The following is a 26,405-nucleotide window of genomic DNA, read 5'->3' on the forward strand; positions in this document are numbered from 1 at the left end:
GGCGGGCGAATCTGCGCCACTCGCGGAGGTGGGGCGGGCCGAACTGCGCGCCTCGCGGAGGTGGGGCGGGCCGAACTGCGCCACTCGCGGAGGTGGGGGGTCAGCGGGCGGCGAGGGCGATGGCCAGCAGCAGGCAGCTCACGAACGAGATCGGCACGAGCCACAGGGCGGCGAAGGTGAGCGTGATCGTGGTGCCGATCTTCGGCGGGAAGAACCAGCGGGCGCGCGGCAGGTCGCCGGCCCCCTGCAGGACGCCCGGACCGACGCCGAGGCCTCGCCCCAGCCCCTTCAACCGCGAGAACACCCGGACTCCGCCGTTCGTTCCGGCCAGCTGCCCGAGCGCCTGCCGCGCCTCGGCGACGTCGTCGCTCATGGCGACGGCCACGCCCAGCTCGGTGGCGAACTGCTGCTCGTCGCCGACAGCCTCGAGGATCCGATGGCGCCGCCAGGCGAACGCACTCCAGACCGCAGCACCACCCGCGAAGGGCGCGCCCGAGACGACCTGCAGCCACACGTCGTCCGCAGCCAGCATGATGAGGCCGAGCCCCAGGACGAAGGGCGCGGAGGCGACCAGCAACGCCAGCGTCGGCCACCGCAGCACCCGGACGGCGAGCGTCAGCACCTTCGCTGCGCGCGCGGCGATCTCGGCGGTGCGGCCGTCCACGCGACCGGCGAGCCCGCCGACCGCTGCGTTGACGCGACGTCCCGTCCTCCCGATGCCCATACCGTCAGCCTAGGCGGCCGACCCACGCCGCCATGCGACCCATCCGTGCTCTCGCATGGGGCGTGAGTGACACATGGGACCAGCAGTGACGACACCGGGATCCCCGTTCGCGAACGTGTCTTAACTCACAGTTAAAACCTTGTTACGCTGCTGCCTCCACCGTTCCGCTCCTCGCGAAATCCCACCCTTGCGAGGCTCGTTCACCCGAAAGGTTCACCCGTGACCCGAACACCCCGTGCGGCGCGCCGCCTGGCCGCGCCCTTGTCCGTCAGCCTGATCGCCGGCATGGCCAGCGCGATGTCGCTGGCCGGCGCCGGTTCCGCGAACGCCGCCGACGTCACGCTCGCGAAGGACTTCGTCTACGACTGCAACGTGGTCGCCGGAGGCCTGAACCTCCGCCAGCACAACATCGGTGTCGCGATCTCGACCACCGTGCCGACCACCGTCTACCCGGGCCAGACGATCCCCTCGCGGGCCGTCAAGATCACGCTCACGATGCCCGAGAAGCTGCGCGAGTCCACGGTCGACCTGCTCGACGGCACGGCCGCGTCCGGCGCCTCCACGGACGCCGCCCTGGTCCTCACCACCGGCGGCAAGTCGTCGTCCGTCCGGATCCCGCGCCTCGCCGCGCCCAACACCGCGATCCCGCAGGTCGCCAACGCGCCGTGGAAGATCCCGGCCGCGGGCACCGTGCCGGCCATCACCGCCCCGAAGTACGCCACCGGCTCCGTCGCCCTCGGCGTGCCGGCCAACTTCACCATCGGAGCGACCATCCAGACCGGCGAGGGCCCGATCCCCTCGACGCTGACCTGCGTCGGCCCGGCCGATCGCGCCCTCGGCACGATCACGGTGGTCAAGGCGCCGAACGCCGCGCCGCGCATCGTCGGCAAGAAGACCATCAAGGTCGTCACCAAGAAGAACAAGGCGAAGTCCTTCGTCGTCAAGGCCAAGGACCCCAACGGCGATCGCCTGACCTACAAGGCCGGCAAGGTCTCCAAGAAGGCCGGCAAGGTCATCGGCAAGGGCCCGAAGTTCAAGTTCAAGCCGCGCAAGAACTTCAAGGGCAAGGCCTCCTTCTACGTCACCGTGAAGGACGGCAAGGGCGGCAGCGCCCGCGTGAAGGTCGCGGTCACCGTCAAGAAGAAGTGACCCTGTCACGTCCCTGACCGAAGGGGGCGGGCGCCGCGAGGCGCTCGCCCCCTTCGCCTATTTCAGGAACTTCGAGGTGCTGCGGTCCTTGAGCAGGTGCCCCCCGGTCTGGCACGTGGGGCAGTACTGCAGCGAGGAGTCGGCGAAGACCACCTCGGCGATGGTGCCGCCGCAGACGTCGCAGGCCTCGCCGGCCCGGCCGTGCACGCGCATCCGCTCGCGCTTGGCGTCCTTCAGCTGGGCGGCCGGCTTGCCGTCGGCCGCCGCGACGGCCTCGGCGAGCACCGTGGTGACCGCCGCCTCAAGCCGCGCGACCTCGTCGTCGTCGAGCTTCTCCGCGATCGCGAAGGGCGAGAGCCGGGCCGCGTGCAGGATCTCGTCGCTGTAGGCGTTGCCGATGCCCGCGATGACGGACTGGTCGCGCAGCAGCCGCTTGACCTGCATCCGGCGCTGCAGCAGGGGACGCAGCTCGAACCCCGGCGCCAGCGGGTCGGGACCGAGCCGCTCGATGCCCGCCACCTCGCGCGGGTCGCGCACGGCGTAGACCGCCAGCCCCTTGCGCGTGCCGGCCTCGGTGAGGTCGAAGCCCTCGTGCGGGCCCTCGCCGCGGTCGACCCGCAGGCGCAGGGCGATGGGTCCGCCCATCTTGACCCGCCCGTCGCCGAACCGGTCGCTCCAGCGCAGCCAGCCGGCCTTCGCGAGGTGGATCACCAGGTGCAGGCCGTCGACGTCGATGTCGATGAACTTGCCGTGCCGGCGCACGCCCGAGACGGTCAGCCCCGCGAACGCCGAGACCGGCGGGTCGTACGTCTTGAGCACCGCGAACGACGCGGGCTCGATCTCGGCCACGACGGCCCCGTCGAGCTTCTCGCCGAGCCAGCGCACCAGCGCCTCGACCTCGGGCATCTCAGGCATGGCGCCAGCCTAGGAGCATCAGCCGACGAACGTCAGCCACAGCAGCACGACGTTGAGCGCGACGATGGCCGACGCGGCCAGCGCCGCCAGGGCGGTGGTGAGTCGCCGGTTGACGTACTCCCCCATCACCGTCGACGACGAGGTGAGCCACACCAGCGGCACGACCGCGAACGGGATCCCCATCGACAGGACCACCTGGGACACGACCAGCGCCCGGGTGGGATCGATGCCCGCCAGCAGGATCGCGAGCGCCGGGACCAGCGTGATCATCCGGCGCACCACGGGCGTCAGGTTCCACGGCGTGAGGCTGCGCATCACCTCGGCGCCGGCGGCGCTGCCGACCGAGGTGGACGAAATGCCCGAGCCCAGCAGCGCCACGGCGAACAGCAACGCGACACCGGCACCGATCTCGCTGCCGATCAGGTCGTGGGCGCCGGCGATCGTGTCGGTGCCCGGCATCCCCTGCAGGTTCGCGGCGGCCATCAGCAGCAGCCCCAGGTTCAGCACCCCGGCCAGGATCAGCGCGAGGACGACGTCGGTGCGCGTGGCCGCCAGCAGCTCGCGCACGGACGTGTGCTCGCCGCGCCGGCCGAGCCGGTCGGCCGTGAGGCTCGAGTGCAGGTAGACCGCGTGCGGCATCACCGTCGCCCCGACGATGCCCGAGGCCAGCAGCACGCTCTCGGCACCGTCGAACCGCGGCACCAACCCGCCCGCGACGCCGCCGGCCGACGGGGGCCCGACCACCAGCCCGGCCAGGAAGCCCACCGCGATCAGCAGCAGGAAGCCGACGATGACGCGCTCGAGCGTCCCCTGACCCCGGCGGTCGCCGATCATCAGCACGAGCATCGCGACGACGGCGGTCAGGACCGCGCCCAGCGGCAGCGGCAGGTCGAACAGCAGCTGGAACGCGATCGCGCCGCCGATCACCTCGGCCAGGTCGGTCGCGATCGCGATGCCCTCGGCCTGCAACCAGTAGGCGAAGCGTGCTCTCGTCGGGATGCGCCCGCCCACCTGGGCCGCGAGCGACCGGCGCGTGACGAGGCCGAGCTTGGCCGAGAGGTACTGGATCAGCACGGCCATCAGGTTGGCCAGCACGATGACCCAGACGAGCGTGTACCCGAACTGCGCCCCGGCGGTCAGGTTGGTGGCGACGTTGCCGGGGTCGACGTACGCGACAGCCGCGATGAACGCCGGGCCCAGCAGGACGACGCGGCGGCGGAGCGCGTGCGTCACCCGGCCAGCAGGTCCTGGTACTCGGGGTGCTTCTCGATGTAGTGCTTGACGTAGCTGCAGGTCGCGCGGACCTTCTTGCCCTGCGAGCGGACGTCGTCGAGCGCGTGGGCCACGAGCTGGCTCGCCAGGCCCTGGCCCTCGAACCGCTCGTCGATCACGGTGTGGGGGAAGACGACGACGTCGCCCTCGACCCGGGCCTCGGTGTGCCCGGCCGTCTCGCCGTCGACCGCGATCTCGTACTGCCCATCCGCCTCGTGGTGCGTGATTTCGACCGTCATGGCTCGACCCTGCCACACTCGCGTGCCACCCGCCGCGCGTCTCAGGCGCGCTCGCCGCGCCCGGGACGACCGAACGGGTGCCCCCTGCCGATGGCAGCGGGCACCCGTTCGTCGTGGGGGGCGGGTGTCAGTCGATCTCGCGCTTGAGGATCTTGCCCGTGGCCGTCATCGGCAGCGCGTCGCGGAACTCGACGATGCGCGGGTACTTGTACTGCGCGAACTGGCCCTTGGCCCACTCACGCAGCTCGGCCTCGGTGGTGGCGTCGTCGGCGTTCTTGACGACCACGGCCTTGATCTCCTCACCGTGGGACTCGTGCGGGACGCCGATGACCGCGACCAGCGAGACCGCGGGGTGCGTCATCAGCACCTCCTCGAGCTCACGCGGGTACACGTTGTAGCCGCCGCGGATGATCATGTCCTTGCTGCGGTCGACGATGTAGAAGTAGTCGTCGTCGTCCTTGCGGGCGAGGTCGCCCGTGCGGAACCACTCGTCCCGGATCGCCTCCGCGGTGGCGGCGGGGCGGTTGTAGTAGCCCTTCATGATGCCGTGGCCCTTGATGGCGATCTCGCCGATCGCCTCGGGGTCGTGCGGCACGTCGCTCCAGTCGTCGTTGATGAGCTTCATCTCGACGCCCTCGACGGCGCGACCGATCGAGCCGACCCGGACGGGCTCGCCGCGCACGCCGAACGAGGCCACCGGCGACGTCTCCGACAGGCCGTAGCCCTCCTGGATGACGATGCCGAACTTCTCCTCGAACTGGCGGTGGATGTCGGCCGGCAGGGCGGCGCCGCCGGATGCGGCGACGCGCATGTTCTTGGCGATCGACTCGACGTCGACGCCGCCGTCGGACGCCGCGAGCGCCTGCAGCAGGCCCCAGTACATCGTGGGGACGCCGGCGAAGAAGGTGATCTTCTCCTTCAGCAGCAGCGACATGGCCGCGTCGGGCTCGAAGCGCGGGAGGTAGACGATCGTGCCGCCGTAGAGGACGGCGCTGTTCTGGATGACCGTCTGGCCGAAGATGTGGAACAGCGGCAGGACGGCCAGGTAGGTGTCGGGGTCCTCCTCGGACGCGCCGAACAGCGAGACGCCCAGGCCGGCGTTGGCGAGCAGGTTGCGGTGCATGAGCTCGGCGCCCTTGGGCTGGCCCGTGGTGCCCGACGTGTAGAGGATGACGGCGGTGTCGTCGTCGTCGCGCTCGACCGTGGTGAACTGCGGCGACTGCTGGGCGACCAGCGGGCCGTAGTACTCCGGGGGCTCCATCGGCTCCGGCGCGGCCGAGTCGAGCTTGATCAGGAAGAACTCCTTGCAGCCCTCGACCTCGTTGAAGCCGGCCCAGGCGCGGTCGCCGATCGGCAGGTCGGGCGTGCCCTCGAACGCGATGAACGCGACGGCGTCGGAGTCGTCCAGGTGGTAGGCGACCTCGCGCTCGGACAGCAGGACGTTCAGCGGGACGACCGCGGCGCCGGCCTTGAGGATGCCGAAGTAGGCGATCGTGAAGTAGGGCAGGTTCGGGATCGAGATCGCGACCTTGTCACCGGGCTTGATGCCGCGCGAGACGAGCAGGTTGGCCACCTGGTTGGCCGCGCCGTTGAGCTGGGCGTAGTTCAGGCGCGTGTCGCCGAAGACGATGGCGGTGCGCTCGGGGTACTTCGCGGTCGTGTCGTCGAGGATCGCGGCGAGGTTGGTCACGGTAGCTTCTTTCCGGGGGTGTGGCCTTCGTTACCCACGCACTGTAACGAAGCGCACACGCCCCGGAATCGCCCGCCCTCAGCAGCCGTCGCGCATCAGGCTCGGCTTGTCGCCCTCGGTCACCTCGACCATCGTGATCCGCGCGCCGTCGGAGAGCCGCTCGGGATTCTCGTCGAAGAGGAAGCCGATCCACCGGCTCCCCTCCCTCACGAACAGCCCGGTCTGGGAGTAGCCCGCCTCCTCCGGGTCCGACAGGGCGGTGCCGTAGGCGCGCCGCAGGAATCCGTAGCTGTTGCCGACCGAGATGCCCTGCGCGGTCTCGGCGCCGTCCTTGCGCATGCCCAGCGAGGCGATCGTGCCGTCCGGGCGCACCTGGAGGTCGAAGCCGTCCGCCAGGTCGCCGGCCCAGACGTACCGCGTGCCCTCACAGACCTTGCCGCTGTCGTCACGCTCGACCAGGCCGGTGGCCACGGCGTCGTCGACCGGCGTGCCGACCAAGATCGGCTCGATGGCCCCGGGCACGACGTCGCCGATAGCCAGTGCCTCGCCGTCCGGGCCGATGGGGTCGGCCGGCGACCAGGAGGGGCCCCGGCGGTCGCTGCGAGCGGCCTGGAGGTCGCTGCCCTTGGTCGGCGCCGTGGTGGGTGCGGACGTCGCGTCCTCTCGGACGGCGGCCGAGGCCGGGCGGGCGTCCCACTGGCGCGCGGTGAAGCCGGCGCCGATGCCGGCCACGACACTGGCGGCGACGAGTGCGGCTGCGATCTTGCGGTTCATGGTGTCCTCACCGACCGCCGCCCTGGCGGTCTCACTCTCCTGATGCCGCCGGCACCCGGAAAGTTGTCCCGAGTTCTCATCCGGCCGACAGCCGGTCGCGCAGGAACCCCCGAGCCGTGTGGATCCGCGCCTTCACCGTGCCCAGCGGCACGGCGAGGATCGTCGCGATCTCGTCGTACGTCAACCCGCCGAGATCGCGCATGACCAGCGCGTCGACCGTCTCACGATGCCTGACCTCGAGTGCCTCGATCGCGTCCAGCAGGTCCAACCGCGTGCCCGCCATCACGCTCGTGCGCGCCGGATCGGCCGCCTCGGGCACCGCGTCCAGGCCGCGCTCGTCGAACCGCCGCTTCAGCGTCCGGTAGGTCATCCGCGCCTGGTTGGTCGCGATCATGCCGGCCCAGGCCTCGAAGGCGCCGCGGCCGGACCACGAGTCGAGCTTCGTGGCGATGGCCAGCAGGGCGTCCTGGGTGGCCTCCTCGGCGTCCTGCGGATGAGGCAGGATCCGCCGGCAGCGGCGCAGCACGAGCGGCCGCACCTGCCCCAGCAGCGCCTCGAGGGCCGCGCGATCACCGGATCGCGCGCGGTCGACGAGGGGTGTCTCGACGTCCACCGTCCCTCCTGACCCGATACTGGTTCCGATGCGACAGATCGGACGGTACCGGCTCGACTCCGTGCACGGGGTCGGAGCCTTCGCGACGGTGTGGCGCGGGTACGACCCCGAGTTCGACGTCGAGGTCGCCGTCAAGGTGCTGGCCGACAACTGGGCCCACCACGCCGACGTCCGCGAGCGGTTCCTCGAGGAGGCCCGGCTGCTGCGCCGGATCGACGACGCCCGGGTCGTGCGCGTGCACGACGTCGGCGTCCAGGACGACCGGCCCTACTTCGTCATGGACTTCGTGCCGGGCGGGACCCTGGCCGACCGGGTCGGACACGTCAGCGTGGAGGAGGCGATCGCGGCGGCGGTCGCGGCGTGTCACGCGGTCCAGGCGCTGCACGACCACGACGTGCTCCACCGCGACGTCAAGCCCTCGAACCTGTTGGTGTCGGCCGGCGGCGCGGTCCTGGTCAGCGACCTCGGCAGTGCGAAGCGACTGGCCGAGGCCAGCGGGATCACCGTCACCACCGGCACCCCGGCCTACATGGCCCCCGAGCAGGCGTACGGACGGCCACTGGACGCGCGCACCGACGTCTACGCACTCGGCGTGCTGACGCACGAGCTGGTCACCGGCCGGCTGCCCTTCGACGGCCCGCTCGGACGCACCGCGAACGACCGCGTCGCTCCCGCCGGCGCCGGGCCACGGGTCGACGCCGCGCTCGCCGCGGCGCTCGCGGTCAGGCCCGAGGACCGTCCGGCCTCGGCCGCCGCGCTGGCCGAGCTGCTGGAGTCGACCGAGCACGCACCCCGGTCCTTCGTGTCGCCGTGGCTCGTCGCCCCGGTCATGGCACTGGCGTTCGTCGTGGCCGCGGTCACGACGTGGTGGCTCGGCTGAGCCGAGCAGTCACCAGGTGAGGCCGGTGAGCCGCTCGTAGGCCTCGATGTACCGGTCGCGGGTGCGCTCGACGATCTCGTCGGGCAGGCGCGGCGGCGGGGTGTCGGAGGCGCGGTCCCAGCCCGACTCGCCGGTCAGCCAGTCGCGCACGAACTGCTTGTCGTAGCTGGGCTGCGCCTGCCCGGGCTGGTACCGGTCGGCGGGCCAGAAGCGCGAGGAGTCGGGCGTCAGGACCTCGTCGGCCAGCACGATCGTGCCGTCCGGCCGCGCGCCGAACTCCAGCTTGGTGTCCGCGAGGATGATGCCGCGCTCGCGGGCGATCTCCTCGGCCCGGCCGTAGACGGTCAGCGTCAGGTCGCGCAGGCGCTCGGCCATCTCGGCGCCGACGGTCTCGACGACCGCCTCGAACGAGACGTTCTCGTCGTGCTCGCCCAGCTCGGCCTTCGTCGCCGGGGTGAAGATCGGGGTGTCGAGGCGCGAGGCGTCCACCAGGCCGTCGGGCAGCGGGATGCCGCAGACCGCGCCGGTCTCGCGGTAGTCGACCAGGCCCGACCCGGTCAGGTAGCCGCGCGCCACGCACTCGACGGGGAACATGTCGAGCCGCTCGACGACCAGCGCGCGTCCCGCGACCACGGCCGGGACGTCGGTGCTGACCACGTGGTGCGGCACCAGGTCGGCCAGCTGGTCGAACCACCACAGGCTCATCCGGGTGAGGATCTCGCCCTTGTCGGGGATCCCGGGCTCGAGGATGAAGTCGTAGGCACTCACGCGGTCGGACGCGACCATCAGCAGGTCGTCGCCGTACGTGTACAGGTCGCGCACCTTGCCCGAGTGCAGGTGGGTGGCTCCGGGGATCTCCAGCGGCATGGGATCAGGCTAGAGGTCGGCCCGCCCACCGACGTGGCGGATCCCGCGTAAATTCGAGTTACAGGTATGGCAGGCTGGCCCGGTGTCTTCCACCCGGGCCCTGACGACGACCCTCCTGGTGTCGGCCCTCGTGGTCTACAGCGCGCAGGGGATGCTCGTCCCGGTGCTCGCGCCGGTCACCCGCCTCGTCGGCCTCGGCGAGGTCGACCTCGGCGCCGTGATGACGCTCTCGGCCGCCATGCTCGTGATCAGCGGGCCGTGGTGGGGCCGCGAGGTCGACCGCATCGGCGTGCACGCCGTCCTCGTGCGCGGGCTCGTGCTGGCCACCCTCGGCGCGGTCGGCTTCGCGGTGATGACCGAGATCGCCGCTCGGGAGGAGCTTCCCCGCGCGGTCGTGCTGACGGCCTTCGCGCTCACCCGCGGCGTCCTCTACGGCCTGGGCTTCGCCGCCGTCCCCGTGGCGGGCCTCACATACCTCGCGTCCACCAGCGACGGAGCGGTCGCGCGCACCAAGGCGATGGGCGCGTTCGGTGCGGCCCAGGGCCTGTCGCTGGTCATCGGGCCGGCGCTGGGCGGCCTCGCCGCGATCGGCGGCCTGCTGCTGCCGGTGCACCTCGCCCCCGTGCTGGTCGGCGCCACCCTCGTGGCCGTGTGGCTGCTGCCCGCGCCCGAGCGCCAGCAGCGTCCCGAGCGCGAGCGACTCGGCTTCCGTGACCCGCGCGTCCTGCCCTACCTCGTCGCCGGCGGCGCGCTGTTCCTCGGGCTGGCCCTCGTCGAGATCATCCTGGGCTTCCTCGTGCAGGACCGGCTCGGCCTGAGCGACACCGAGACGGCCCAGGTGGTGGCCGTCGCCGGCGTCCTGATCGGCGTGGGGTTCGCCGCCACGCAGGCCTTCGTGGCGCCGCGGGTGCCCGGCGGCCCTCGCGGCCTGCTGGTGGCCGGCAGCCTGCTGGCCGCCCTGGGCTACGTCGGGGCGATGTTCGCCACGTCGACCGCGACGCTGCTGCCGGTGATGGTCGTGATCGCGGCGGGACTGGGGCTCGCCCTGCCCGGGTACAACGCCGGCGCCACGCTGGCCGTCGAGCCCTCGGAGCACGCCGCCGTCGCGGGCCAGCTGTCCGCGACCGTCGGCCTCACCTACGTCGCGGGACCGGTGCTCGGCGCCGGGCTCTACTCCGCCTACGACCTGGCGCCGATCATCGGTGCGGCGCTGCTGTCCCTCGTCGCTGCCGTCCTCGCCTCACGACTGACCCGCGCCGCCTGATCGTGCCACGATGACGCCATGGGCATCGTGCATCCGACCTCAGAGCTGACTCCGTCCAAGGCCGAGCTGTTGCGCGCCTGGCTCCCGGCCCAGCCGTGGTGGCCCGAGGGCGCTGCGGTCCCCGACTTCGAGGCGAGCTTCCGCTTCGACGACCCCGCGGGCGAGGTGGGCATCGAGACGTTCCTGTTCCGCGTCGGCGACACCGTGCTCCAGGCGCCGCTGACGTACCGCTCTGCCCCGGTCGACGGGAGCGTGCTGGTGGGCGAGCTCGAGCACTCGGTCCTGGGACACCGCTGGGTGTACGACGCCGCGAGCGACCCGGTCTACGTCGCGGAGGCGTCCCGCGTGATCCGCGAGGCCGGCACCGAGGTGACGATGCTGCAGCCGGACGGCACCCCCATCGCCCGGCGCCCGTTCACCGCCTCGGTCCGCGGCAGCGGCAGCGGCGACGGCTCACTGCACGTGGCCCGCCTCCTGCACCCCTCCGGCCCGACGGAGGCCTCCGGCATCCTCACCGCGACCTGGGCCGAACAGCCCGACCCCGTGGTCCTGGCCTGGCTCACCTGAACCGCTGGGCGTGACGTTCCGGGGGTCGACACGCCGTGCGACACCCCGCGAACGTCACTGCCAGCGCTTCGTCAGAGGATCGCGCCCGGGGCGTAGGCGGCGGCCTCGGGGTGGCGCTGCAGGACCGTCTCCGCCTGGGCGATGACGGCCGCGACCTGCGACGTGGCGGCACCGGTGAAGGTGAGCGGCTCGGCGACGAGACGGCGCAGGTCGTCGGCGGTCAACCCGAGACGGTCGTCGCCGGCGAGGCGGTCGAGCAGGTCGTTCTCGGCGGTGCCCTGCTCGCGCATCTGCAGGGCGACGCCGACCGCGTGCTCCTTGATCGCCTCGTGGGCGGACTCGCGGCCCACGCCGTGGCGGACCGCGGCCATGAGCACCTTGGTCGTGGCCAGGAACGGCAGGTAGCGGTCGAGCTCGCGCTGGATGACGGCCGGGAAGACCCCGAACTCGTCCAGGACGGTCAGGAACGTCTCGAAGAGTCCGTCGGCGGCGTAGAACGCGTCCGGCAGCGCCACCCGGCGCACGACCGAGCACGACACGTCGCCCTCGTTCCACTGGTCGCCCGACAGTTCGCCGACCATCGAGGCGTAGCCCCGCAGCACGACAGCGAGGCCGTTGACGCGCTCGCACGAGCGGGTGTTCATCTTGTGCGGCATGGCCGACGAGCCGACCTGGCCGGGCTTGAAGCCCTCGGTGACGAGCTCGTTGCCGGCCATCAGGCGGATCGTCAGCGCCAGGCTCGACGGGGCGGCCACCAGCTGCACGAGCGAGCTGATCGCGTCGAAGTCCAGCGACCGCGGGTAGACCTGGCCGACGCTGGTCAGCGTGCGCTCGAAGCCCAGGTGCGCGGCGACGCGCTGCTCGAGGTCGGCCAGCTTCGTCTCGTCGCCGCCGAGCAGGTCGAGCATGTCCTGGCCGGTGCCGACCGGGCCCTTGATGCCGCGCAGCGGGTACCGCGCGATGAGCTCCTCGACGCGCTCGATCCCCACGAGCAGCTCGTCGGCGGTCGTCGCGAAGCGCTTGCCGAGGGTGGTGGCCTGGGCCGCCACGTTGTGGCTGCGGCCGGCCATGACGAGCTCGGCGTTCTCCCCCGCCAGCCGGCCGAGTCGGGCCAGGGCCGCGACGGCGCGGTCGCGCAGCAGCGCCAGCGACTCCCGCACCTGCAGCTGCTCGACGTTCTCGGTCAGGTCGCGCGACGTCATGCCCTTGTGGATGTGCTCGCTGCCGGCGAGGGCGGCGAACTCCTCGATGCGCGCCTTCACGTCGTGACGGGTCACCCGCTCGCGCGCGGCGATGGACTCCAGGTCGACCTGGTCGACGACGGCCTCGTGCGCCTCGATCACGCCGTCGGGGGTCTCGATCCCGAGGTCGCGCTGGGCCTTCAGGACGGCGATCCACAGCTGGCGCTCGAGGACGATCTTGTGCTCGGGCGACCAGATGCGGGCCAGCTCGGCGGAGGCGTAACGGGAGGCCAGGACGTTCGGAGTGGTCACCGGCCCATTGTCGCAGGGCGACCGCCCGCTCCGGGACGGCGCTCAGTCCACGAGAGCGGTCAGCCGACCGGGCACGGCCGGACGACCCGGCCCTCGTCGTCCAGGACCTGGCCCTGACGCTTCACGCTGCGCACGATCGTCGACCGGTCCTTGACCCGCCAGCCGGGCACGAGCTCGGCCGCGCGGGCCTCGAGGTCGAACACCTCACCCAGGCTCGAGACCCGTGCCACCAGGGCCAGGTTCGCCGGGCCCACCACGGCGGCGCACCGCACGACGTACGGCTCCGCCCCGATCACGGCGCCGGCCTTCCGCGGGTCGTCGCAGCAGACCTCGAGCATCACGGCGCGGCCGGCGCCACCGGCCGATGCGACGACGTCGCAGCCCAGCCGCAGCGCCCGCGACCGCAGCACCCGGTCGAGCATGCGCCGAGCGGTCGGCTCGGGCTTGTCGAGCCGGCGGCCGATGTCCGCGACGGACATCCGGGGGTCCTCCATCAGGATCTTCGTGATCTCCTTGAGCACCTCGTCGCTCGGCGGCGTCGTCGCGCCACCCTGCGGGCGCGCCAAGCTGCGCTGCTGCTCCTCGTCGAGGATGTCGAGGCGCCACTGCGTGTCCTCGTTGTGCACCTGCGCCAGGAAGAACATCCGGGTCGCGAACACGTCGGGGTCGTCGCCCACGAGCGCGTGCACCGCCTCGCGCATCGGGGCGAGGCCGCGGCCGATGAGCACGACGGCCACGTCGTCGTCCCCGCCCAGCAGGTCGACGGCGTAGACGTCGGGCACCTTCGCGATCCGCTCGGCGACGCGGACCTCGGTGCCGGGGCGGCACCGCAGCTTGAGCACCACGCCGTCGCGGTCGGGCGCGAGCTGCTCGGCACTGGGGCGCACCACGAACCACGCCAGTCGCTCCTCGACGAGGCGGTCCCACCGCCGGGCGGCGGTGGCCGGGTCGACGCCGATGGTGCGGGCGATCGCACTCCAGGGGGCGCGTGGCGCGATCTGCAACGCGTGTACGAGCGCCAGGTCGATCTCCGGGAGCTCCGGCAGGGACTGGTGGGATCCGTACATGCGTCGGACGATATCGGTCTGCCGGTCAGGGGCGTCGGGGGATGACGGTTCTGGCACATCTGCCCCAGTTCTGGTGACGGAATTCAGCGCAGGGGCGACAGGGCGATGTCCCTGCGATGGTGGGCACCGCGGATCTCGACGAGGTCGACCCCGGCGTAGGCACGACGCCGCGCCTCGTCCAGATCGGCCCCGACCGCGGTGACCGACAGGACACGACCGCCGGAGGTCACCAGCGCACCGTCCTCGTCGATCTTCGTGCCGGCGTGGATCACGTCGACGCCCTCGAGCGCGTTCGCCGCGTCGAGGCCCTCGATGCGGTCGCCCGCGACCGGCGCCTCGGGGTAGCCCTCCGCCGCGACGACGACCGTGACCGCCGCGCCGTCGTGCCACTGCGGCAGGCCGACGTCGGCGAGCGACCCGGTGGCGGCGCCGTGCAGCAGCGCCGACAGCGGCGTCCTGAGCAGCGACAGCAGCGCCTGGGTCTCGGGGTCGCCGAACCGTGCGTTGAACTCCACGACCTTCGTGCCGCGGGAGGTGAGGGCGAGGCCGGCGTAGAGCAGTCCCTGGAACGGGGTGCCGCGAGCAGCCATCTCCTCGACGGTGGGCACGAGGACGCGTCGGGTCACCTCGGTCACGAGGTCGTCGGGCGCCCACGCGAGTGGCGTGTAGGCCCCCATGCCACCGGTGTTGGGGCCCTCGTCGCCGTCACGGGCCCGCTTGAAGTCCTGGGCGGGCTGCAGCGGCAGCACGGTCGAGCCGTCGGTGATCGCGAACAGCGAGACCTCGGGGCCGTCGAGGAACTCCTCGATGACGACCCGGTCGCAGGAGGCGGCGTGGTCGACGGCCTCCTGGCGGTCCTCGGTGACGACGACGCCCTTGCCGGCGGCCAGCGCGTCGTCCTTGACGACGTACGGGGGTCCGAAGGTGTCCAGTGCGTCGGCCACCTGCTCGGGGGTCTCGCACACGCGCGCCATCGCCGTGGGGACGTCGGCCGAGGCCATGACCTGCTTGGCGAACGCCTTCGACCCCTCGATCTGGGCCGCCGCGGCGCTCGGCCCGAAGCAGGCGATCCCCACCTCGCGGACCGCGTCGGCCACGCCCGCGACGAGCGGGGCCTCCGGGCCCACGACCACGAGGTCGGCCCCGACCCGCGAGGCGAGGTCGGCGACCGCCGCGCCGTCGAGCGGGTCGACCGGGTGCAGCGTGGCCACGGCGGTCATGCCCGGGTTGCCGGGGGCGGCGTGCACCTCGGTGACCTGGGGGTCGCGGGACAGGGCCAGGGCCAGGGCGTGCTCGCGGCCGCCGGTGCCGATGACGAGAACCTTCACGCGCCGAGCCTAGCGAGCGCCGTCGCCGCCCGGTCCATCCGCGGCCGCCCGATCGCGCGCCACGAGGGCCAGGGCGCTCCACGGCCGCGGCTCGTCGCCGCCGGTGAGGAAGCTGCCCCACGTCAGCGGCAGGTCCTGCGGCAGGCTCAGCTCGTCGAACGCCCGGCTCCACCCGCCCAGCAGGCCGGCGTCGTACCGGCCGGACGCGAGCAGGAACGACGTGACGGCCGAGACGGTGGCCCGCCGGTCGGCGTCCTCGTCGCGCAGGAGGCCGGCCAGGTCGGCGCCGAACCGCTCCGCGTCGAACTCGGGCCAGGACGCCGCCGCGTGCAGGCCGTCGCGGAGCAGCTCCGGGAGGCGGTCCCAGCCGACGACGTCGTCCCGGGACGGCTCCGACATCGCGGTGGACACCGCCACCACGACACCGCGCGCACCGATGCCGCTGAAGAGGCCCGCCATCGCCTCGGGTCGCGAGCACTGGCGCTCGAGGACGAGCAGGAGCCGCGTCAGGCCCGCGGAGTCCTCGCGCGTGGGCGGCTCGGTCATGAGCGAGTCGGTCATCGGCCGGTCATTCGTCCGTGTGGGTGTTGCGCCCGGTGACCACGTCACCGAGGACCGTGAGGACGGCGTCCAGGTCGAGCGGCACGAGCGTGACGTCGACCGGCTCGGCCCCGTGGCGCGGCGGGTGGTCGACGCGGTACCAACCCTGGGTGCCGGCGTCGACGATCGTGACGCTCGCGTCGATCGGGCGCTGGGCCCAGTTGCCGTTGGCCCGCCACGCGAGGCGCCAGTTCGCGATGACCTCGTCCAGGGCGTCGACACCGGTGGCCTCGACACCGCGCGCCGAGACGGCCGCGTCGATCACGGTGGTGTCGGTGCTGAGGGTCTGGCGGTCGTCGGCGACCTCACGCTCGAAGATGCCCAGCCACTGGCGCAGCTGGTCGCGCAACAGGCCGAACTCGGTGGCCGTCACGACGACGGCACCCTCGGCGTCCGGGGCACTCGTGGTGGCGCGTCCGTCGGGCAGCCAGCCGATGAACATCGGCGACAGGGTCGACCCGTCGAACCGCTCGACCACGACCGAGCGGGCCGGCGCCACGGCGACCTCGACGAGACCCGCGGCCGTGGGGTTCAGGCCCGCGGGACCGACGAGCCCCGCCTCGCGCAGGCGACCGGGCACGTCGCCGGGGGCGGTGGCGCCGGCGTGGACCTCCGCCAGCAGCAGGAGGTCGTCGTAGCCGACCGTCAGTTGCAGGAAGGTCTCGTCGAGATGAGGCACAGCAGCTCCAGTCTTGGCAGTGTCGTCGTTCATCGGATCACCACGGGGTGACCTTGTCCCAGGCCTTCGAGGCCGCCTCCCCGAGGTCGGACGCCCGCTCGCTGATGTCGTCCCAGTTGTCGACGACCTCGGCGCCCGCCCAGACCAGCCCGCTGCCCACGGCGAGGGTGGCGGTCACAGGGTTCGGCGCGATGAGGAACGCGGTGCTGGAGGCGCTGAACGCGGTCTCGGCGACGTCCGCGACGTACCCGGCACCCTCACGCTCGAACGCCTCGACCGGATTGCCCTGCTGGTAGAGGTCGTACGCACCCATGCCGGTACTCGCGACGCCGCCCACGATGCCCAGCCCGCGCATGGCGGCGAGGCCGCCCTTGGCCCCCTTCGCCAGCGGGTCGGCCCAGCCGGCGGCGGGCATCTTGCCCTTGACGAACGACCCGTCGGGGAGGGTCTTGCCGACCATCCACTTCGGTGCCTTGAGCAGCGACTTCGGAGGAGCCTGGTGCTTCGCTCCGCCGGAGAGCATCCACTCGGCCCACTTCCCCGCGCGGCCGCCGCGAGCCATCAGCTTCTCGTACATCTTGATGTTGAGCTTGCTGGTCTGGGCGATCGGTGCGACGCCCTGGCTGATCTTCTTCATCTTCATCAGGCCCGTGGCCACGGCGATCAGGGGGAAGTCGTCGTCGTCGCCGAAGCCGAAGTTGTTGCCGAACTCGGCCAGCAGGTACGAGCCCAGCAGCTCGCCGAGCTTGTCGCGGACGTCCGCCACGGGCAGGTCGACCTGCCCCGAGTCGTCCAACAGCACGGCGAGGTCGGCCAGCCCGTACAGGACGTCGGCCTGCTCCTCCAGGTACGTGGCCTTCTGCTCGATCCCCTCCAGGCTGGGCAGCGCGATCGGACTCGCGCTGCGCGCCGCGGTCGCCTGCGTGCGGATCGAGGACGCGAGGCCCTCCGCCCGCCCGGCAGCGCGGGTCAGCTTCGTGTAGTCGAGTTCAACGGTCATCGCAGCAGCTCCCCCATCACCGAACCAGCACACCAGGTGCTCACGCCGGGTCCCCTCGGCCCGGGCGCGGAGTCACCACCGACGTGATGCCCCGGGAACGAATAGTGCCACGTCAACTGCCGGGGCGCCGCAGTCTGCGTGCACCGTGCCTCGGGGCGCGGCGTCACCAGGACTGCTTCTGGCTCATCACCATCCACAGGGCGATGTGCTCGGGCCTCGTGTCGCGGGCGACGCGCGGCGCGATGATGTCGTACTCGCGCACGAACGACCACTCCGCCACCGCCATGTTGATCGGCGACGCCCAGCGGCGTGAGCTCACCAGGGTGCCGGCGTCGCAGCGCAGCGTCAGCAGCGTGGGCAGCGCCCGGTTCGTGAAGTGCATGCCCGGCAGGACGAACGAGGGGTCGCCGGTGATCTCGTGCCGTTGCCGGCGCAGCAGGCCCACGGGGCCGTTCGGGACGCTGGACACCGTGGCGACCTGACGTCCGTTGAGGGCGATCGGGACCCCGTCGGCGAAGAGGTCGTGGAACCGGCTCTCCTGCTGCTCGCGGACGGGCCGGCGGTCGGTGATGTCCATCGTCACCGTCACGTCGCCGATCGTGGCGTCGATCGCATCGCGGCGCCGCGCGATGTGCACCGGTCCCCACCGGGTCCAGCGGAAGAACCGCTGCGTGTGGCTCACCTCGGTCACAGAACTCCCCCGTTCTCGTCGTCTGTCAGAGCAGGTCGTGCAGGACGATCGTCTGCTCGCGGTCCGGACCCACGCCCACGGTGCTGATCCGCGCGCCGCTGATGGCCTCGACCGCCCGGACGTAGGCCTGGGCGTTCGCCGGGAGGTCGGAGAACTCGCGCGCGGCGCTGATGTCCTCGTGCCAGCCCGGGAAGTACTCGTAGATCGGCTTCGCGTGGTGGAACCCGGTCTGCGTCATGGGCATCTCGTCGACCCGCTCGCCGTCCACGTCGTACGCGACGCAGACCGGGATCTGGTCCCAGCCGGTGAGCACGTCGAGCTTGGTCAGGACGAAGTCGGTCACGCCGTTGATCCGCGCGGCGTACCGAGCCACGGGCGCGTCGTACCAGCCGCAGCGCCGCGGACGACCCGTCGTGGTGCCGAACTCGCCGCCGTTGGTGCGCAGGCGCTCGCCGTCCTCGTCGAACAGCTCGGTCGGGAAGGGACCCTCGCCGACGCGGGTCGCGTAGGCCTTGACGATGCCGATCACCCGGGTGACGCGCGTGGGCGGGATCCCCGAGCCGGTGCAGGCGCCGCCGGTGGTGGCCGAGGAGCTGGTCACGAACGGGTAGGTGCCGTGGTCGACGTCGAGCAAGGTGGCCTGGCCGGCCTCCAGCAGCACGGTCTTGTCGGCCTTGAGCGCCTGCTCGAGCACCAGCGTCGTGTCGGCGACCATCGGGCGCAGCCGCTCCACGTGGCCCAGCAGCGTCTCGACGATCTCGTCGGCCGACACGGCGCGACGGTTGTAGATCTTGGTCAGGATCTGGTTCTTCAGGTCCAGGGCGCCCTCGACCTTGGCGCGCAGGATCTTCTCGTCGAAGAGGTCCTGGATGCGGATCCCGAGGCGGTTCATCTTGTCGGCGTAGGTGGGGCCGATCCCGCGGCCGGTGGTGCCGATCTTGCGGCTGCCGAGGAACCGCTCGTTGACCTTGTCGAGCGTGCGGTTGTAGTCGGCGATGACGTGCGCGTTGGCGCTGACGAGCAGCTGCGACGTGTCGATGCCGCGGGCGTTCAGGCCGTCGATCTCCTGGAACAGGACGTCGAGGTCGATCACGACGCCGTTGCCGATGACGGGGACGCAACCGGGCGAGAGGATGCCGCTGGGCAGCAGGTGCAGGGCGTACTTCTCGTCACCGATGACGACGGTGTGGCCGGCGTTGTTGCCGCCGTTGAACTTCACGACGTAGTCGACGCGACTGCCGAGGAGGTCGGTCGCCTTGCCCTTGCCCTCGTCTCCCCACTGGGCTCCGACGATCACGACTGCGGGCATGCGATGCCACCCCTCCACCAGACGGAAAGCCCCGCAACGGGGGCTCTTGCCCGTCAATCCTAGCGAGGGGAGGCGGTGCGGGGGTTCGACGTGGGGCTCACGGGACGTCAGGGCCGGAAATTCAGTCAGATGTGCCAATTGAGACAACGTGATGGACGTCACGCCAAAGTGCAGTAGCCTCCATGCAACTGCTCGTGTAACGGTGAGTTGCAACACTCCCCCCGGGCACCATCCGGCGGCCGAAGGAGGACCCCCATGCATCCCCACCGTCTGACACTCGTCCCAGCGGGCGATGTCCATCTGTGGGTGCCGCGGTCCTCGACCCTGCGCGCGTTCGCGACGACCGCGCCCGATCCCCGACCCGTGACCCCTGACCAGGAGCGACGGCTCGAGGTGGCCGGTGTGCCGCGCCAGCCCGAGGACGAGGTCAACCCGTGGATCGGCCTGCGCGCCACCTTGCACGGCGCCGACTTCGTCTCGTTCGCCGGCACCCTGCGCCGCTTCTGCGCCCGCCACGAGAGCCTGCGCTGCATGTTCGTGCGGCGTGAGGACGGCAGCTTCGAGCGCCGCATCATCGACCCCGAGTTGATCGGCTTCCAGCCCCGGCACCTGGGTACCTTCGACGACCGCGGCGAGACGTTCGACGCCGTCATGGCCGAGCTCGACGACCGCACCGGCCCCCTGTCGTGGCCCGCGGCGACCGTCCTCACCGTCACCGAGCCGAACGGCGACATCACCGTGTTCGCGGCGTTCGACCACGTGACGTTCGACGGCTACAGCGCGTACCTGACGATGGGCGAGCTCAAGCAGCACCTCGAGGCCGAGATCAACCACGCGCCGCTGCCGGCCCCGGTCGGCAGCTACGTCGACTTCGCCGTCGACCAGCGCGCGGCCCAGGACGCCATCAGCCCCGACTCCCCGGCGCTCGAGCCGTGGCGCCGCGCGGCCGACGTCTCGGGCAACCTCCCCGGGCTGCCGCGCGCCACGGGCGTGCGTCGTGGTGACGAGATCCGCCACCGGCTCCGCTTCCCCACCTTCGCCGGGCCGCGGCTGAGCCAGGCGTTCGAGGACTGGTGCCACCAGCACCGCGTGCCCCAGCCGCTGGCCTACACCGCCGTCCTGCTGCGCGCGATGGTGGCCGAGGAGGACGACGCCGCCATCACCGTGTTGATGTCGACGCACAACCGCACCCGGCCCGAGTGGCACGAGGCCATCGGCTGGTTCTCCGGAATCGTCCCGATGACCGTCGACGTGGGGCGTGACCTGCCGCTGCTCGAGGTCATCCGACGGACCGCCGAGGCCTGGCAGTTCGGCAAGACCGCCGAGACCGTCCCGCTGCCGCTGGCCAACCAGCTGCTCGGCACCTCGATGCGCCCGGCCACCGTCCTGTCGTTCATGGACTCGCGCCACGTGCCCGGCCGCGACGGCTGGGAGGAGATGGACTCCACCGTCTTCCTCGGCGAGGTCGAGCCCAGCGACGAGATGCACATCTACATCAACGCGATGCCCTACGGCATGGAGCTGGCGCACCGCGCGCCCGACACCGCCCCGTGCACCGAGTTCCTCGACCGCGTCATGGGACGCATGCGCGAGCAGATGACCGCCGTCACCCGGCAGGTCAACGACCCGATGGAGGCCCTGGCATGAGGATGGCGCGGATCGAGGAGCTCGAGACGATCGACGGCGAGGTGTTCCTGCTCCGTCCGTCCGACGAGTCCCGCAGCGCCCTGGCCGCGGCGCCGGCCAACGACCAGCGCCCGTCGTACATGCAGGACCAGCACGTCCGGCTGCGCCGCGCGATGGAGCGCGCCGGATCCGCCGACGCGAACTGGCTGGGCCTGTGCTTCGACGTGCCCGGCACCCTCGACGTCGACGCGCTTCAGCGCGCCGCCACGCGGTGGGTGCAGCGCCACGAGGTCATGTGGGGCACGTTCCGTGACAACCCCGAGGACCCCAACGGCGAGATGACCCGCCACGCCATCGCCCCGGAGCAGCTGACCCTGTCGGTCACGCCGCTGGGCATGCACTCGGGCGACGGGGTCAACCAGGTGATCCTGAAGCAGTTCACCGACGCCGTCGACCCGATCGACAACTTCGGCTACGCGATCGCCGGCGTGTCCGGCACCGACCGCTCGACGATCTTCTGCGGCCTCGACCACTGTTACGGCGACGGGTTCAGCGTGCTGCTGGCGTACATGGAGCTCTCGCAGCTGTACGCCGCCGAGACGGGCCGCCCCCACACCGAGCTGCCCGAGACCAAGGGCTACATGACCTACGCCCAGGAGGAGCGCGCCGACGCCCAGCAGTACGGGATCGACCACCCGGCGATGCAGTTCTGGGCCGACTACGCGATGGACGGCGCCGGCCAGAAGGACGGCTTCCCGATGGACCTCGGGATCCCCGAGGGCGAGCGGTTCTGGCTCATCCCGATGGACTACGACATCCTCACCGGCGAGGAGTGCGACCGCCTCGACGAGATCGCCGCCGCCGAGGGCGCCACGTTCCCGTCGGTGATCTACGCGTCGTTCGCCATGGCCGCACGCGACCTGGCCGGCAAGAGCGCGTACCGCTTCCTCAACCCCGTGGCCACGCGCACCACGCCCGAGACCCTCACCACGATGGGCTGGATGGTCAACGTCCTGCCCATCCACATCCCGGTCGGTCCCGGCGACGGGCTCTTCGAGATCGCCCGCGGCGTGCGGCAGAAGTTCCGCGACGCCCGGGTGTGCGAGCCGGTGCCCGCCCTGCGCGTCATGGAGGTCATCCGCGAGGTGTTCGGGTTCTCGCCCGACGACGCCAGCCGGCCGGCGATCGTGTCCTACCTCGACGGCCGCATGATCCCCGGCCAGGAGCAGTGGGCGGCCGACCGGTTCTACGGCACCACGGGCCAGGGGTACGACGAGGACGTCAACGTCTGGATCAACCGCACGCCCACCGATCTGTACGTGATGTGCAGCGTTCCGCAGACCCCCACGGCCGTCGAGAACGTCGACCGCTTCTTCACGCACGCGTCGGCGATCCTGCGCGAGGCGCTGAACCGGTAGCGTCGGGGCGTGGACTCATGGCTCGCGGTCAGTAATGCGGATGCAGGAACCTCCGACGAGACCGTGATCGCCGAGGCGCTCGGCGCCCTGCGCCGGGTCGCCCACGTCGACCACGTCGCCACGGAGGATCCCGACGACCTCGGTCGCGCCCTCGCCCGGCATCCCGACGTCGACCTCGTGATCGCGATGGGCGGCGACGGCAGCCTCCACGCGGTCGTGCAGGCGCTCCACGACGCCGGTCGACTGCCGGACACGGCCGTGGGCCTCGTGCCGCTGGGCACCGGCAACGACTTCGCGCGCACGCTCGAGCTGGCGGAGGACCCCGTCGACGCCGCCCGCCAGCTCGCGGTCGGCACCGAGCGCGCCATCGACCTCATCGTCGACGACCACGGCATCGTGGTCGTCAACGCCGCGCACGTCGGGATCGGGGCCGAGGCCGCGGCCCGGGCGGAGCCGGTCAAGTGGGCCTTCGGCCCCCTGGCGTACGTGCTCGGGGCGGTGTCCACCCTGTTCAGCCGCAGCGCCGACGTGCACGTCACGATCGACGACGCCACCCTCAGCGGACGCGTCGCCCAGGTCGCCGTCGGCAACGGACGGTTCGTGGGTGGCGGTGGCGAGCTGCTGCCGCACGCCGTGATCGACGACGGCCTCATGGACGTCGCCGTCGCCTTCGCCGCGCGCGTGCACCAGCGCGTCCTCTACGCCCTGCACCTGCGGCGCGGCACGCACCCCGAGGCGAAGTTCGTCCACTACACCCGGGCGACGTCCGTGCGGGTCGTCGGCGATGCCGTCCGGTGCACCACCGACGGCGAGCTGACCGAGCTGCGCACCGAGCACGCGTGGAAGGTCACGGCCGGCGGCCTGCGGATGCGCCTGCCCCGCTGACCGCCGATCCGGACGTCAGCCGACGAGCGCCTCGTAGGCCTCGAGGCTGGACTCGCGCAGGAACTCGCGGCAGCGGTGCGCCTCCTCGGTGTCGCCGAGTCGCTCGCTGGCCGTGGCCAGCACCGCGAGGGACTGCAGGAAGCCCCGGTTCGGCTCGTGCGACCACGGCACCGGACCGTGGCCCCGCCAGCCGTTGCGGCGCAGGGAGTCCAGCGAGCGGTGGTAGGCCGTGCGCGCGAACGCGTACCCCTCGAGGTCACGACCCGCGGCGAGCGCGGCGTCGGACAGAAGGGCCCAGGCGGCGACGGAGTCGGGGTGACGACCGGCGACCTCGTCGGCCTCCGCACCCTCGGCCAGCAGCTCGGCGCCGGGGTCGGCCGGCAGCAGGGTCTCGGGCGGTTCTCCCAGAAGGTTCGTCATGCCCGTGAGCCTAGACGCGCGCCGGCTGTGTCACCGCTGGTGGGTGTGCGCCACGTAGACGTCGCAGGGCGCGTGCGCGGCGACGTCGCGGGCGATGCTGCCCAGGATGCGCGCGAGCCCCTGCACGCGCTTGTTGCCGACCACGATGACGTCGGCGCCGAGCTCCTCGGCGGCGCTCACCAGCGCGTCGGCGGGGTTGCCCTCGGCGGGCGCGTAGGTCATCTCGAGGTCGGGGAAGTCGCGGCGCAGCTCGGCGAAGACGTCCTGCGCCACGCCCTTGGCGGTGAGCTCGGTGCTGACGAGGATGGTGTCGGTGCCGTGGCCGATGCGCTCGGCCTCGAACGTCCCGTACGCCGACAGGATGTGCAGCCGCGCACCGAGGGCCGAGGCCAGGACGGCCGCCTTGCGGGCCGCGGCGGCGGCGGTCGGGGAGTCGTCGACTCCGGTCACGACGATCTTGGGCATGGGTCCCCCTTCAGGCCGGCAACGGGCGGCCGGCGTCCTCGCCGGAGCCTAGTCGCTCCCGTGGCTCACGAGCCCGCGCGACCGCGGGATTCCAGCCCGCGGGACGCCCCGGGGCGGACACGCGAACGGCGGGGACGACCACGTCGTCCCCGCCGTCGACGAGCGCGTGCGGTCAGTGCGTGCCGGCGCTGCGCAGGTTCTCGCAGGCCTCGACGACGCGCGCGGCCATGCCCGCCTCGGCGGCCTTGCCCCAGGCGCGGGGGTCGTACGTCTTCTTGTTGCCGACCTCACCGTCGACCTTGAGGACGCCGTCGTAGTTCTGGAACATGTGCGCGGCGACGGGACGCGTGAACGCGTACTGGGTGTCCGTGTCGACGTTCATCTTGACGACGCCGTAGTCGACGGCGGCGCTGATCTCCTCGGGCAGCGAGCCCGAGCCGCCGTGGAACACGAAGTCGAACGCGCGCTCGGTGCCGTACTTCGCGGCGACGGCCTCCTGGGCGGCCTGGAGGACCTCCGGGCGGAGCTTGACGTTGCCCGGCTTGTAGACGCCGTGCACGTTGCCGAACGTGAGGGCCGTGAGGTAGCGGCCCTTCTCGCCCAGGCCGAGCGCCTCGACGGTGGCGATGGCGTCCTCGGGCGACGTGTAGAGCTTGTCGTTGATCTCGGCCTCGACGCCGTCCTCCTCGCCGCCGACGACGCCGATCTCGACCTCGAGGATGATGTTCGCGGCGTGCGCCTTGGCCAGCAGGTCCTGCGCGATCTCGAGGTTCTCGGCCAGCGGCACGGCCGAGCCGTCCCACATGTGCGACTGGAAGTACGGCAGGCCGCCGCCCTTCACGCGCTCGGCCGACGCCTCGAGCAGCGGCCGGACGAAGCCGTCGAGCTTGTCCTTGGGGCAGTGGTCGGTGTGCAGCGCGACGTTGATCGGGTACTTCTTGGCGACCTCCTGGGCGAAGGCCGCGAACGCCAGCGAGCCCGAGACCATGTCCTTGACGGTGGGGCCGGAGAAGTACTCGGCACCACCGGTGGAGACCTGGATGATCCCGTCACTCCCGGCCTCGGCGAATCCGGCCAGGGCGGCGTTCAGCGTCTGCGACGAGGAGACGTTGATCGCGGGGTAGGCGAAGTGGTTGGTCTTCGCCTTGTCGAGCATCTCGGCGTAGACGTCGGGAGTGGCGACGGGCATGGGTCCTCCTGAAGGAACTCGTGGTCCGGGTCAGTATTCCACCGATGACAGGTCGGCATGCTCACGGATCCAGGCATGCATCGCGATCGCCGCCGCGGCACCGGCGTTGATCGACCGCGTCGAGCCGAACTGGGCGATCGCCACCATCAGCTCGCACACGCGCGCCGCCTCGTCGGTGAGCCCGGGACCCTCCTGGCCGAACAGCAGGACGGTGTCGCGCGGGAGGGGCGTGGACTCCAGCGGGACCGCGCCGGGAAGGTTGTCGACGCCCACGATCGAGAGGCCCTCCTCCCCCGCCCAGGCGGCGAACGCGTCGACGTCGGGGTGGTGCTGCACGTGGACGTAGCGGTCGGTGACCATCGCGCCGCGACGGTTCCAGCGACGCCGGCCGACGATGTGCACGCCGCCCACGTTGAACGCGTTGGCGGTGCGGACGATCGACCCGATGTTGAAGTCGTGCTGCCAGTTCTCGATGGCGACGTTCACGCGGTGCCGGCTGCGGTCGAGGTCGGCGACGATCGCGTCGACGGTCCAGTAGCGGTACCGGTCGACGACGTTGCGGGTGTCGCCCTCGCGCAGCAGCTCGGGATCGAGGCGCGGGTCGTCGGGCCAGGCGCCGCGCCACGGGCCGACGGTCACGCCACCCCGTAGCGCTCGCGGTACGCGCGGACGGACGGCAGGTGCTCCGCGAAGCGGCCGGACTCCTCGAGGTACTCGATGATGTCGTCGAAGGAGACGATCGACGTCACCGTGATCCCGAAGTCCCGCTCGACCTCCTGGATCGCCGACAGCTCGCCCGTGCCGCGCTCGCGGCGGTCGACCGCGACGACGACGCCGGCCACGGACGCGTCGAGGCCGTCGACCAGGGCGATCACCTCGCGGATCGCGGTGCCGGCGGTGATGACGTCGTCGATGACGAGCAGGCGTCCCTTCGGCTCGGTCCCGACGAAGAGGCCGCCCTCGCCGTGGTCCTTGGCCTCCTTGCGGTTGAAGCACCAGGGCACGTCGCGGTCGTGCGCGTCGGCCAGCCGCACAGCGGTCGCCGCCGCCAGGGGGATGCCCTTGTACGCCGGGCCGAGGAGCACGTCGAACGCGAGCCCGCCGTCCACGATCGCGTCCGCGTAGAAGCCGCCGAGGGCCGCGAGCCGCGCGCCCGTGTCGAAGGCCCCCGCGTTGAAGAAGTACGGCGAGGTGCGCCCGGACTTGAGGGTGAACTCACCGAAGCGCAGGACCTCGTGCTCCAGGGCGAATTCGATGAAGCGGCGCTGGTAGTCGTGCACG

At 71.8% G+C, this 26,405-nt stretch carries 28 protein-coding genes; 7 read left to right on the top strand and 21 right to left on the bottom strand.

What is annotated here, in order from left to right; all coding sequences use genetic code 11:
* Window positions 1-100: 100 nt before the first annotated feature.
* Entirely contained in the window at window positions 101-724 is a 624-nt protein-coding gene (locus AFL01nite_RS05530; protein ID WP_146826288.1) for a hypothetical protein, read from the bottom strand.
* A 219-nt stretch (window positions 725-943) separates the two neighbouring features.
* Between AFL01nite_RS05530 and AFL01nite_RS05535 the strand changes: the two genes are divergently transcribed.
* Window positions 944-1,873, top strand: a complete 930-nt coding sequence (locus tag AFL01nite_RS05535; RefSeq protein ID WP_146826290.1) for a DUF6801 domain-containing protein — start codon at window positions 944-946, stop codon at window positions 1,871-1,873.
* 57 nt (window positions 1,874-1,930) lie between these two features.
* Here the strand turns inward: AFL01nite_RS05535 and AFL01nite_RS05540 are convergent, their stop codons facing one another.
* The 6 genes from AFL01nite_RS05540 to AFL01nite_RS05565 all read right to left on the bottom strand — a co-directional run bounded on the left by AFL01nite_RS05540 (window position 1,931) and on the right by AFL01nite_RS05565 (window position 7,376).
* Window positions 1,931-2,788 carry an Fpg/Nei family DNA glycosylase gene (locus AFL01nite_RS05540; protein ID WP_146826292.1) on the bottom strand — a complete coding sequence of 286 codons (858 nt, stop codon included), beginning with the start codon at window positions 2,786-2,788 and terminating at the stop codon, window positions 1,931-1,933.
* Between the two features lie 18 nt (window positions 2,789-2,806).
* Window positions 2,807-4,021, bottom strand: coding sequence for an Nramp family divalent metal transporter (locus AFL01nite_RS05545; RefSeq protein ID WP_146826294.1), 1,215 nt, complete (start codon window positions 4,019-4,021; stop codon window positions 2,807-2,809).
* Window positions 4,018-4,299, bottom strand: a complete 282-nt coding sequence (locus AFL01nite_RS05550; protein ID WP_146826296.1) for a GNAT family N-acetyltransferase — start codon at window positions 4,297-4,299, stop codon at window positions 4,018-4,020. Before AFL01nite_RS05550 ends, AFL01nite_RS05545 begins: the two co-directional genes overlap by 4 nt.
* A gap of 127 nt (window positions 4,300-4,426) precedes the next feature.
* A complete protein-coding gene (locus AFL01nite_RS05555) occupies window positions 4,427-5,989 on the bottom strand; it encodes a long-chain-fatty-acid--CoA ligase (protein WP_146826298.1) in 1,563 nt (520 codons plus the stop codon).
* Between the two features lie 78 nt (window positions 5,990-6,067).
* Complete coding sequence (locus tag AFL01nite_RS05560; RefSeq protein WP_146826299.1) at window positions 6,068-6,763, bottom strand: hypothetical protein; 696 nt, start codon at window positions 6,761-6,763, stop codon at window positions 6,068-6,070.
* Window positions 6,764-6,839: 76 nt separating this feature from the next.
* Window positions 6,840-7,376: an RNA polymerase sigma factor gene (locus AFL01nite_RS05565; RefSeq protein WP_146826301.1), complete on the bottom strand. Its 537-nt coding sequence runs from the start codon at window positions 7,374-7,376 to the stop codon at window positions 6,840-6,842.
* Window positions 7,377-7,404: 28 nt separating this feature from the next.
* Here AFL01nite_RS05565 and AFL01nite_RS05570 point away from each other — a divergent pair, with 28 nt between their 5' ends.
* Window positions 7,405-8,256: a serine/threonine-protein kinase gene (locus tag AFL01nite_RS05570; RefSeq protein ID WP_146826303.1), complete on the top strand. Its 852-nt coding sequence runs from the start codon at window positions 7,405-7,407 to the stop codon at window positions 8,254-8,256.
* Between the two features lie 9 nt (window positions 8,257-8,265).
* Here the strand turns inward: AFL01nite_RS05570 and AFL01nite_RS05575 are convergent, their stop codons facing one another.
* Complete coding sequence (locus AFL01nite_RS05575; protein ID WP_146826304.1) at window positions 8,266-9,123, bottom strand: phosphoribosylaminoimidazolesuccinocarboxamide synthase; 858 nt, start codon at window positions 9,121-9,123, stop codon at window positions 8,266-8,268.
* A gap of 82 nt (window positions 9,124-9,205) precedes the next feature.
* On the opposite strand from AFL01nite_RS05575, the gene AFL01nite_RS05580 reads away from it, so the two are divergent.
* Window positions 9,206-10,387, top strand: a complete 1,182-nt coding sequence (locus tag AFL01nite_RS05580; protein WP_146826306.1) for an MFS transporter — start codon at window positions 9,206-9,208, stop codon at window positions 10,385-10,387.
* 18 nt (window positions 10,388-10,405) lie between these two features.
* Complete coding sequence (locus AFL01nite_RS05585) at window positions 10,406-10,954, top strand: maltokinase N-terminal cap-like domain-containing protein (protein WP_146826308.1); 549 nt, start codon at window positions 10,406-10,408, stop codon at window positions 10,952-10,954.
* 71 nt (window positions 10,955-11,025) lie between these two features.
* Here the strand turns inward: AFL01nite_RS05585 and purB are convergent, their stop codons facing one another.
* From purB to AFL01nite_RS05625, 8 genes are all read right to left on the bottom strand, one after another.
* On the bottom strand, window positions 11,026-12,447 hold the full coding sequence (gene purB, locus AFL01nite_RS05590) for an adenylosuccinate lyase (protein ID WP_146826310.1): 1,422 nt from the start codon (window positions 12,445-12,447) through the stop codon (window positions 11,026-11,028).
* A 59-nt stretch (window positions 12,448-12,506) separates the two neighbouring features.
* A complete protein-coding gene (locus tag AFL01nite_RS05595; protein ID WP_146826312.1) occupies window positions 12,507-13,514 on the bottom strand; it encodes an Lrp/AsnC family transcriptional regulator in 1,008 nt (335 codons plus the stop codon).
* A gap of 83 nt (window positions 13,515-13,597) precedes the next feature.
* Window positions 13,598-14,842 (bottom strand): phosphoribosylamine--glycine ligase, encoded by a 1,245-nt coding sequence (gene purD, locus AFL01nite_RS05600; RefSeq protein WP_146826314.1) that lies wholly within the window; start codon window positions 14,840-14,842, stop codon window positions 13,598-13,600.
* Window positions 14,843-14,851: 9 nt separating this feature from the next.
* The gene (locus AFL01nite_RS05605; RefSeq protein ID WP_146826316.1) at window positions 14,852-15,403 is read right to left on the bottom strand and encodes a hypothetical protein; all 552 of its coding nucleotides are present in this window, start codon (window positions 15,401-15,403) and stop codon (window positions 14,852-14,854) included.
* A 7-nt stretch (window positions 15,404-15,410) separates the two neighbouring features.
* Window positions 15,411-16,154 carry a hypothetical protein gene (locus AFL01nite_RS05610; protein ID WP_146826318.1) on the bottom strand — a complete coding sequence of 248 codons (744 nt, stop codon included), beginning with the start codon at window positions 16,152-16,154 and terminating at the stop codon, window positions 15,411-15,413.
* Between the two features lie 4 nt (window positions 16,155-16,158).
* Window positions 16,159-17,121: a hypothetical protein gene (locus AFL01nite_RS05615; RefSeq protein WP_146826320.1), complete on the bottom strand. Its 963-nt coding sequence runs from the start codon at window positions 17,119-17,121 to the stop codon at window positions 16,159-16,161.
* Window positions 17,122-17,284: 163 nt separating this feature from the next.
* Entirely contained in the window at window positions 17,285-17,812 is a 528-nt protein-coding gene (locus tag AFL01nite_RS05620) for a hypothetical protein (protein ID WP_146826322.1), read from the bottom strand.
* Between the two features lie 25 nt (window positions 17,813-17,837).
* Window positions 17,838-19,121, bottom strand: a complete 1,284-nt coding sequence (locus AFL01nite_RS05625) for an adenylosuccinate synthase (protein WP_146826324.1) — start codon at window positions 19,119-19,121, stop codon at window positions 17,838-17,840.
* A 255-nt stretch (window positions 19,122-19,376) separates the two neighbouring features.
* Here AFL01nite_RS05625 and AFL01nite_RS05630 point away from each other — a divergent pair, with 255 nt between their 5' ends.
* Genes AFL01nite_RS05630 through AFL01nite_RS05640 form a run of 3 tightly spaced genes read left to right on the top strand, consistent with a single transcriptional unit; the run spans window position 19,377 to window position 23,050 of the window.
* Entirely contained in the window at window positions 19,377-20,768 is a 1,392-nt protein-coding gene (locus tag AFL01nite_RS05630; protein WP_146826326.1) for a condensation domain-containing protein, read from the top strand.
* The gene (locus AFL01nite_RS05635) at window positions 20,765-22,165 is read left to right on the top strand and encodes a condensation domain-containing protein (protein ID WP_146826328.1); all 1,401 of its coding nucleotides are present in this window, start codon (window positions 20,765-20,767) and stop codon (window positions 22,163-22,165) included. The genes AFL01nite_RS05630 and AFL01nite_RS05635 overlap by 4 nt, the downstream gene beginning before the upstream one ends.
* A gap of 9 nt (window positions 22,166-22,174) precedes the next feature.
* Window positions 22,175-23,050: a diacylglycerol/lipid kinase family protein gene (locus AFL01nite_RS05640; RefSeq protein ID WP_146826330.1), complete on the top strand. Its 876-nt coding sequence runs from the start codon at window positions 22,175-22,177 to the stop codon at window positions 23,048-23,050.
* A gap of 15 nt (window positions 23,051-23,065) precedes the next feature.
* Here AFL01nite_RS05640 and AFL01nite_RS05645 read toward each other — a convergent pair whose 3' ends face one another.
* The 5 genes from AFL01nite_RS05645 to pyrE all read right to left on the bottom strand — a co-directional run bounded on the left by AFL01nite_RS05645 (window position 23,066) and on the right by pyrE (window position 26,404).
* Window positions 23,066-23,470, bottom strand: coding sequence for a DUF3151 domain-containing protein (locus AFL01nite_RS05645; RefSeq protein WP_146826332.1), 405 nt, complete (start codon window positions 23,468-23,470; stop codon window positions 23,066-23,068).
* Between the two features lie 30 nt (window positions 23,471-23,500).
* Window positions 23,501-23,935 (bottom strand): universal stress protein, encoded by a 435-nt coding sequence (locus tag AFL01nite_RS05650; protein ID WP_146826334.1) that lies wholly within the window; start codon window positions 23,933-23,935, stop codon window positions 23,501-23,503.
* Between the two features lie 172 nt (window positions 23,936-24,107).
* Complete coding sequence (fbaA, locus tag AFL01nite_RS05655) at window positions 24,108-25,124, bottom strand: class II fructose-bisphosphate aldolase (protein ID WP_146826336.1); 1,017 nt, start codon at window positions 25,122-25,124, stop codon at window positions 24,108-24,110.
* A 30-nt stretch (window positions 25,125-25,154) separates the two neighbouring features.
* Entirely contained in the window at window positions 25,155-25,763 is a 609-nt protein-coding gene (locus tag AFL01nite_RS05660) for a TrmH family RNA methyltransferase (RefSeq protein ID WP_146826338.1), read from the bottom strand.
* Entirely contained in the window at window positions 25,760-26,404 is a 645-nt protein-coding gene (pyrE, locus tag AFL01nite_RS05665) for an orotate phosphoribosyltransferase (RefSeq protein WP_146826340.1), read from the bottom strand. The genes AFL01nite_RS05660 and pyrE overlap by 4 nt, the downstream gene beginning before the upstream one ends.
* Between the last annotated feature and the right edge of the window lies 1 nt (window position 26,405).

The organism is Aeromicrobium flavum, assembly GCF_007992115.1.
Taxonomy (GTDB): Bacteria; Actinomycetota; Actinomycetes; order Propionibacteriales; family Nocardioidaceae; genus Aeromicrobium; species Aeromicrobium flavum.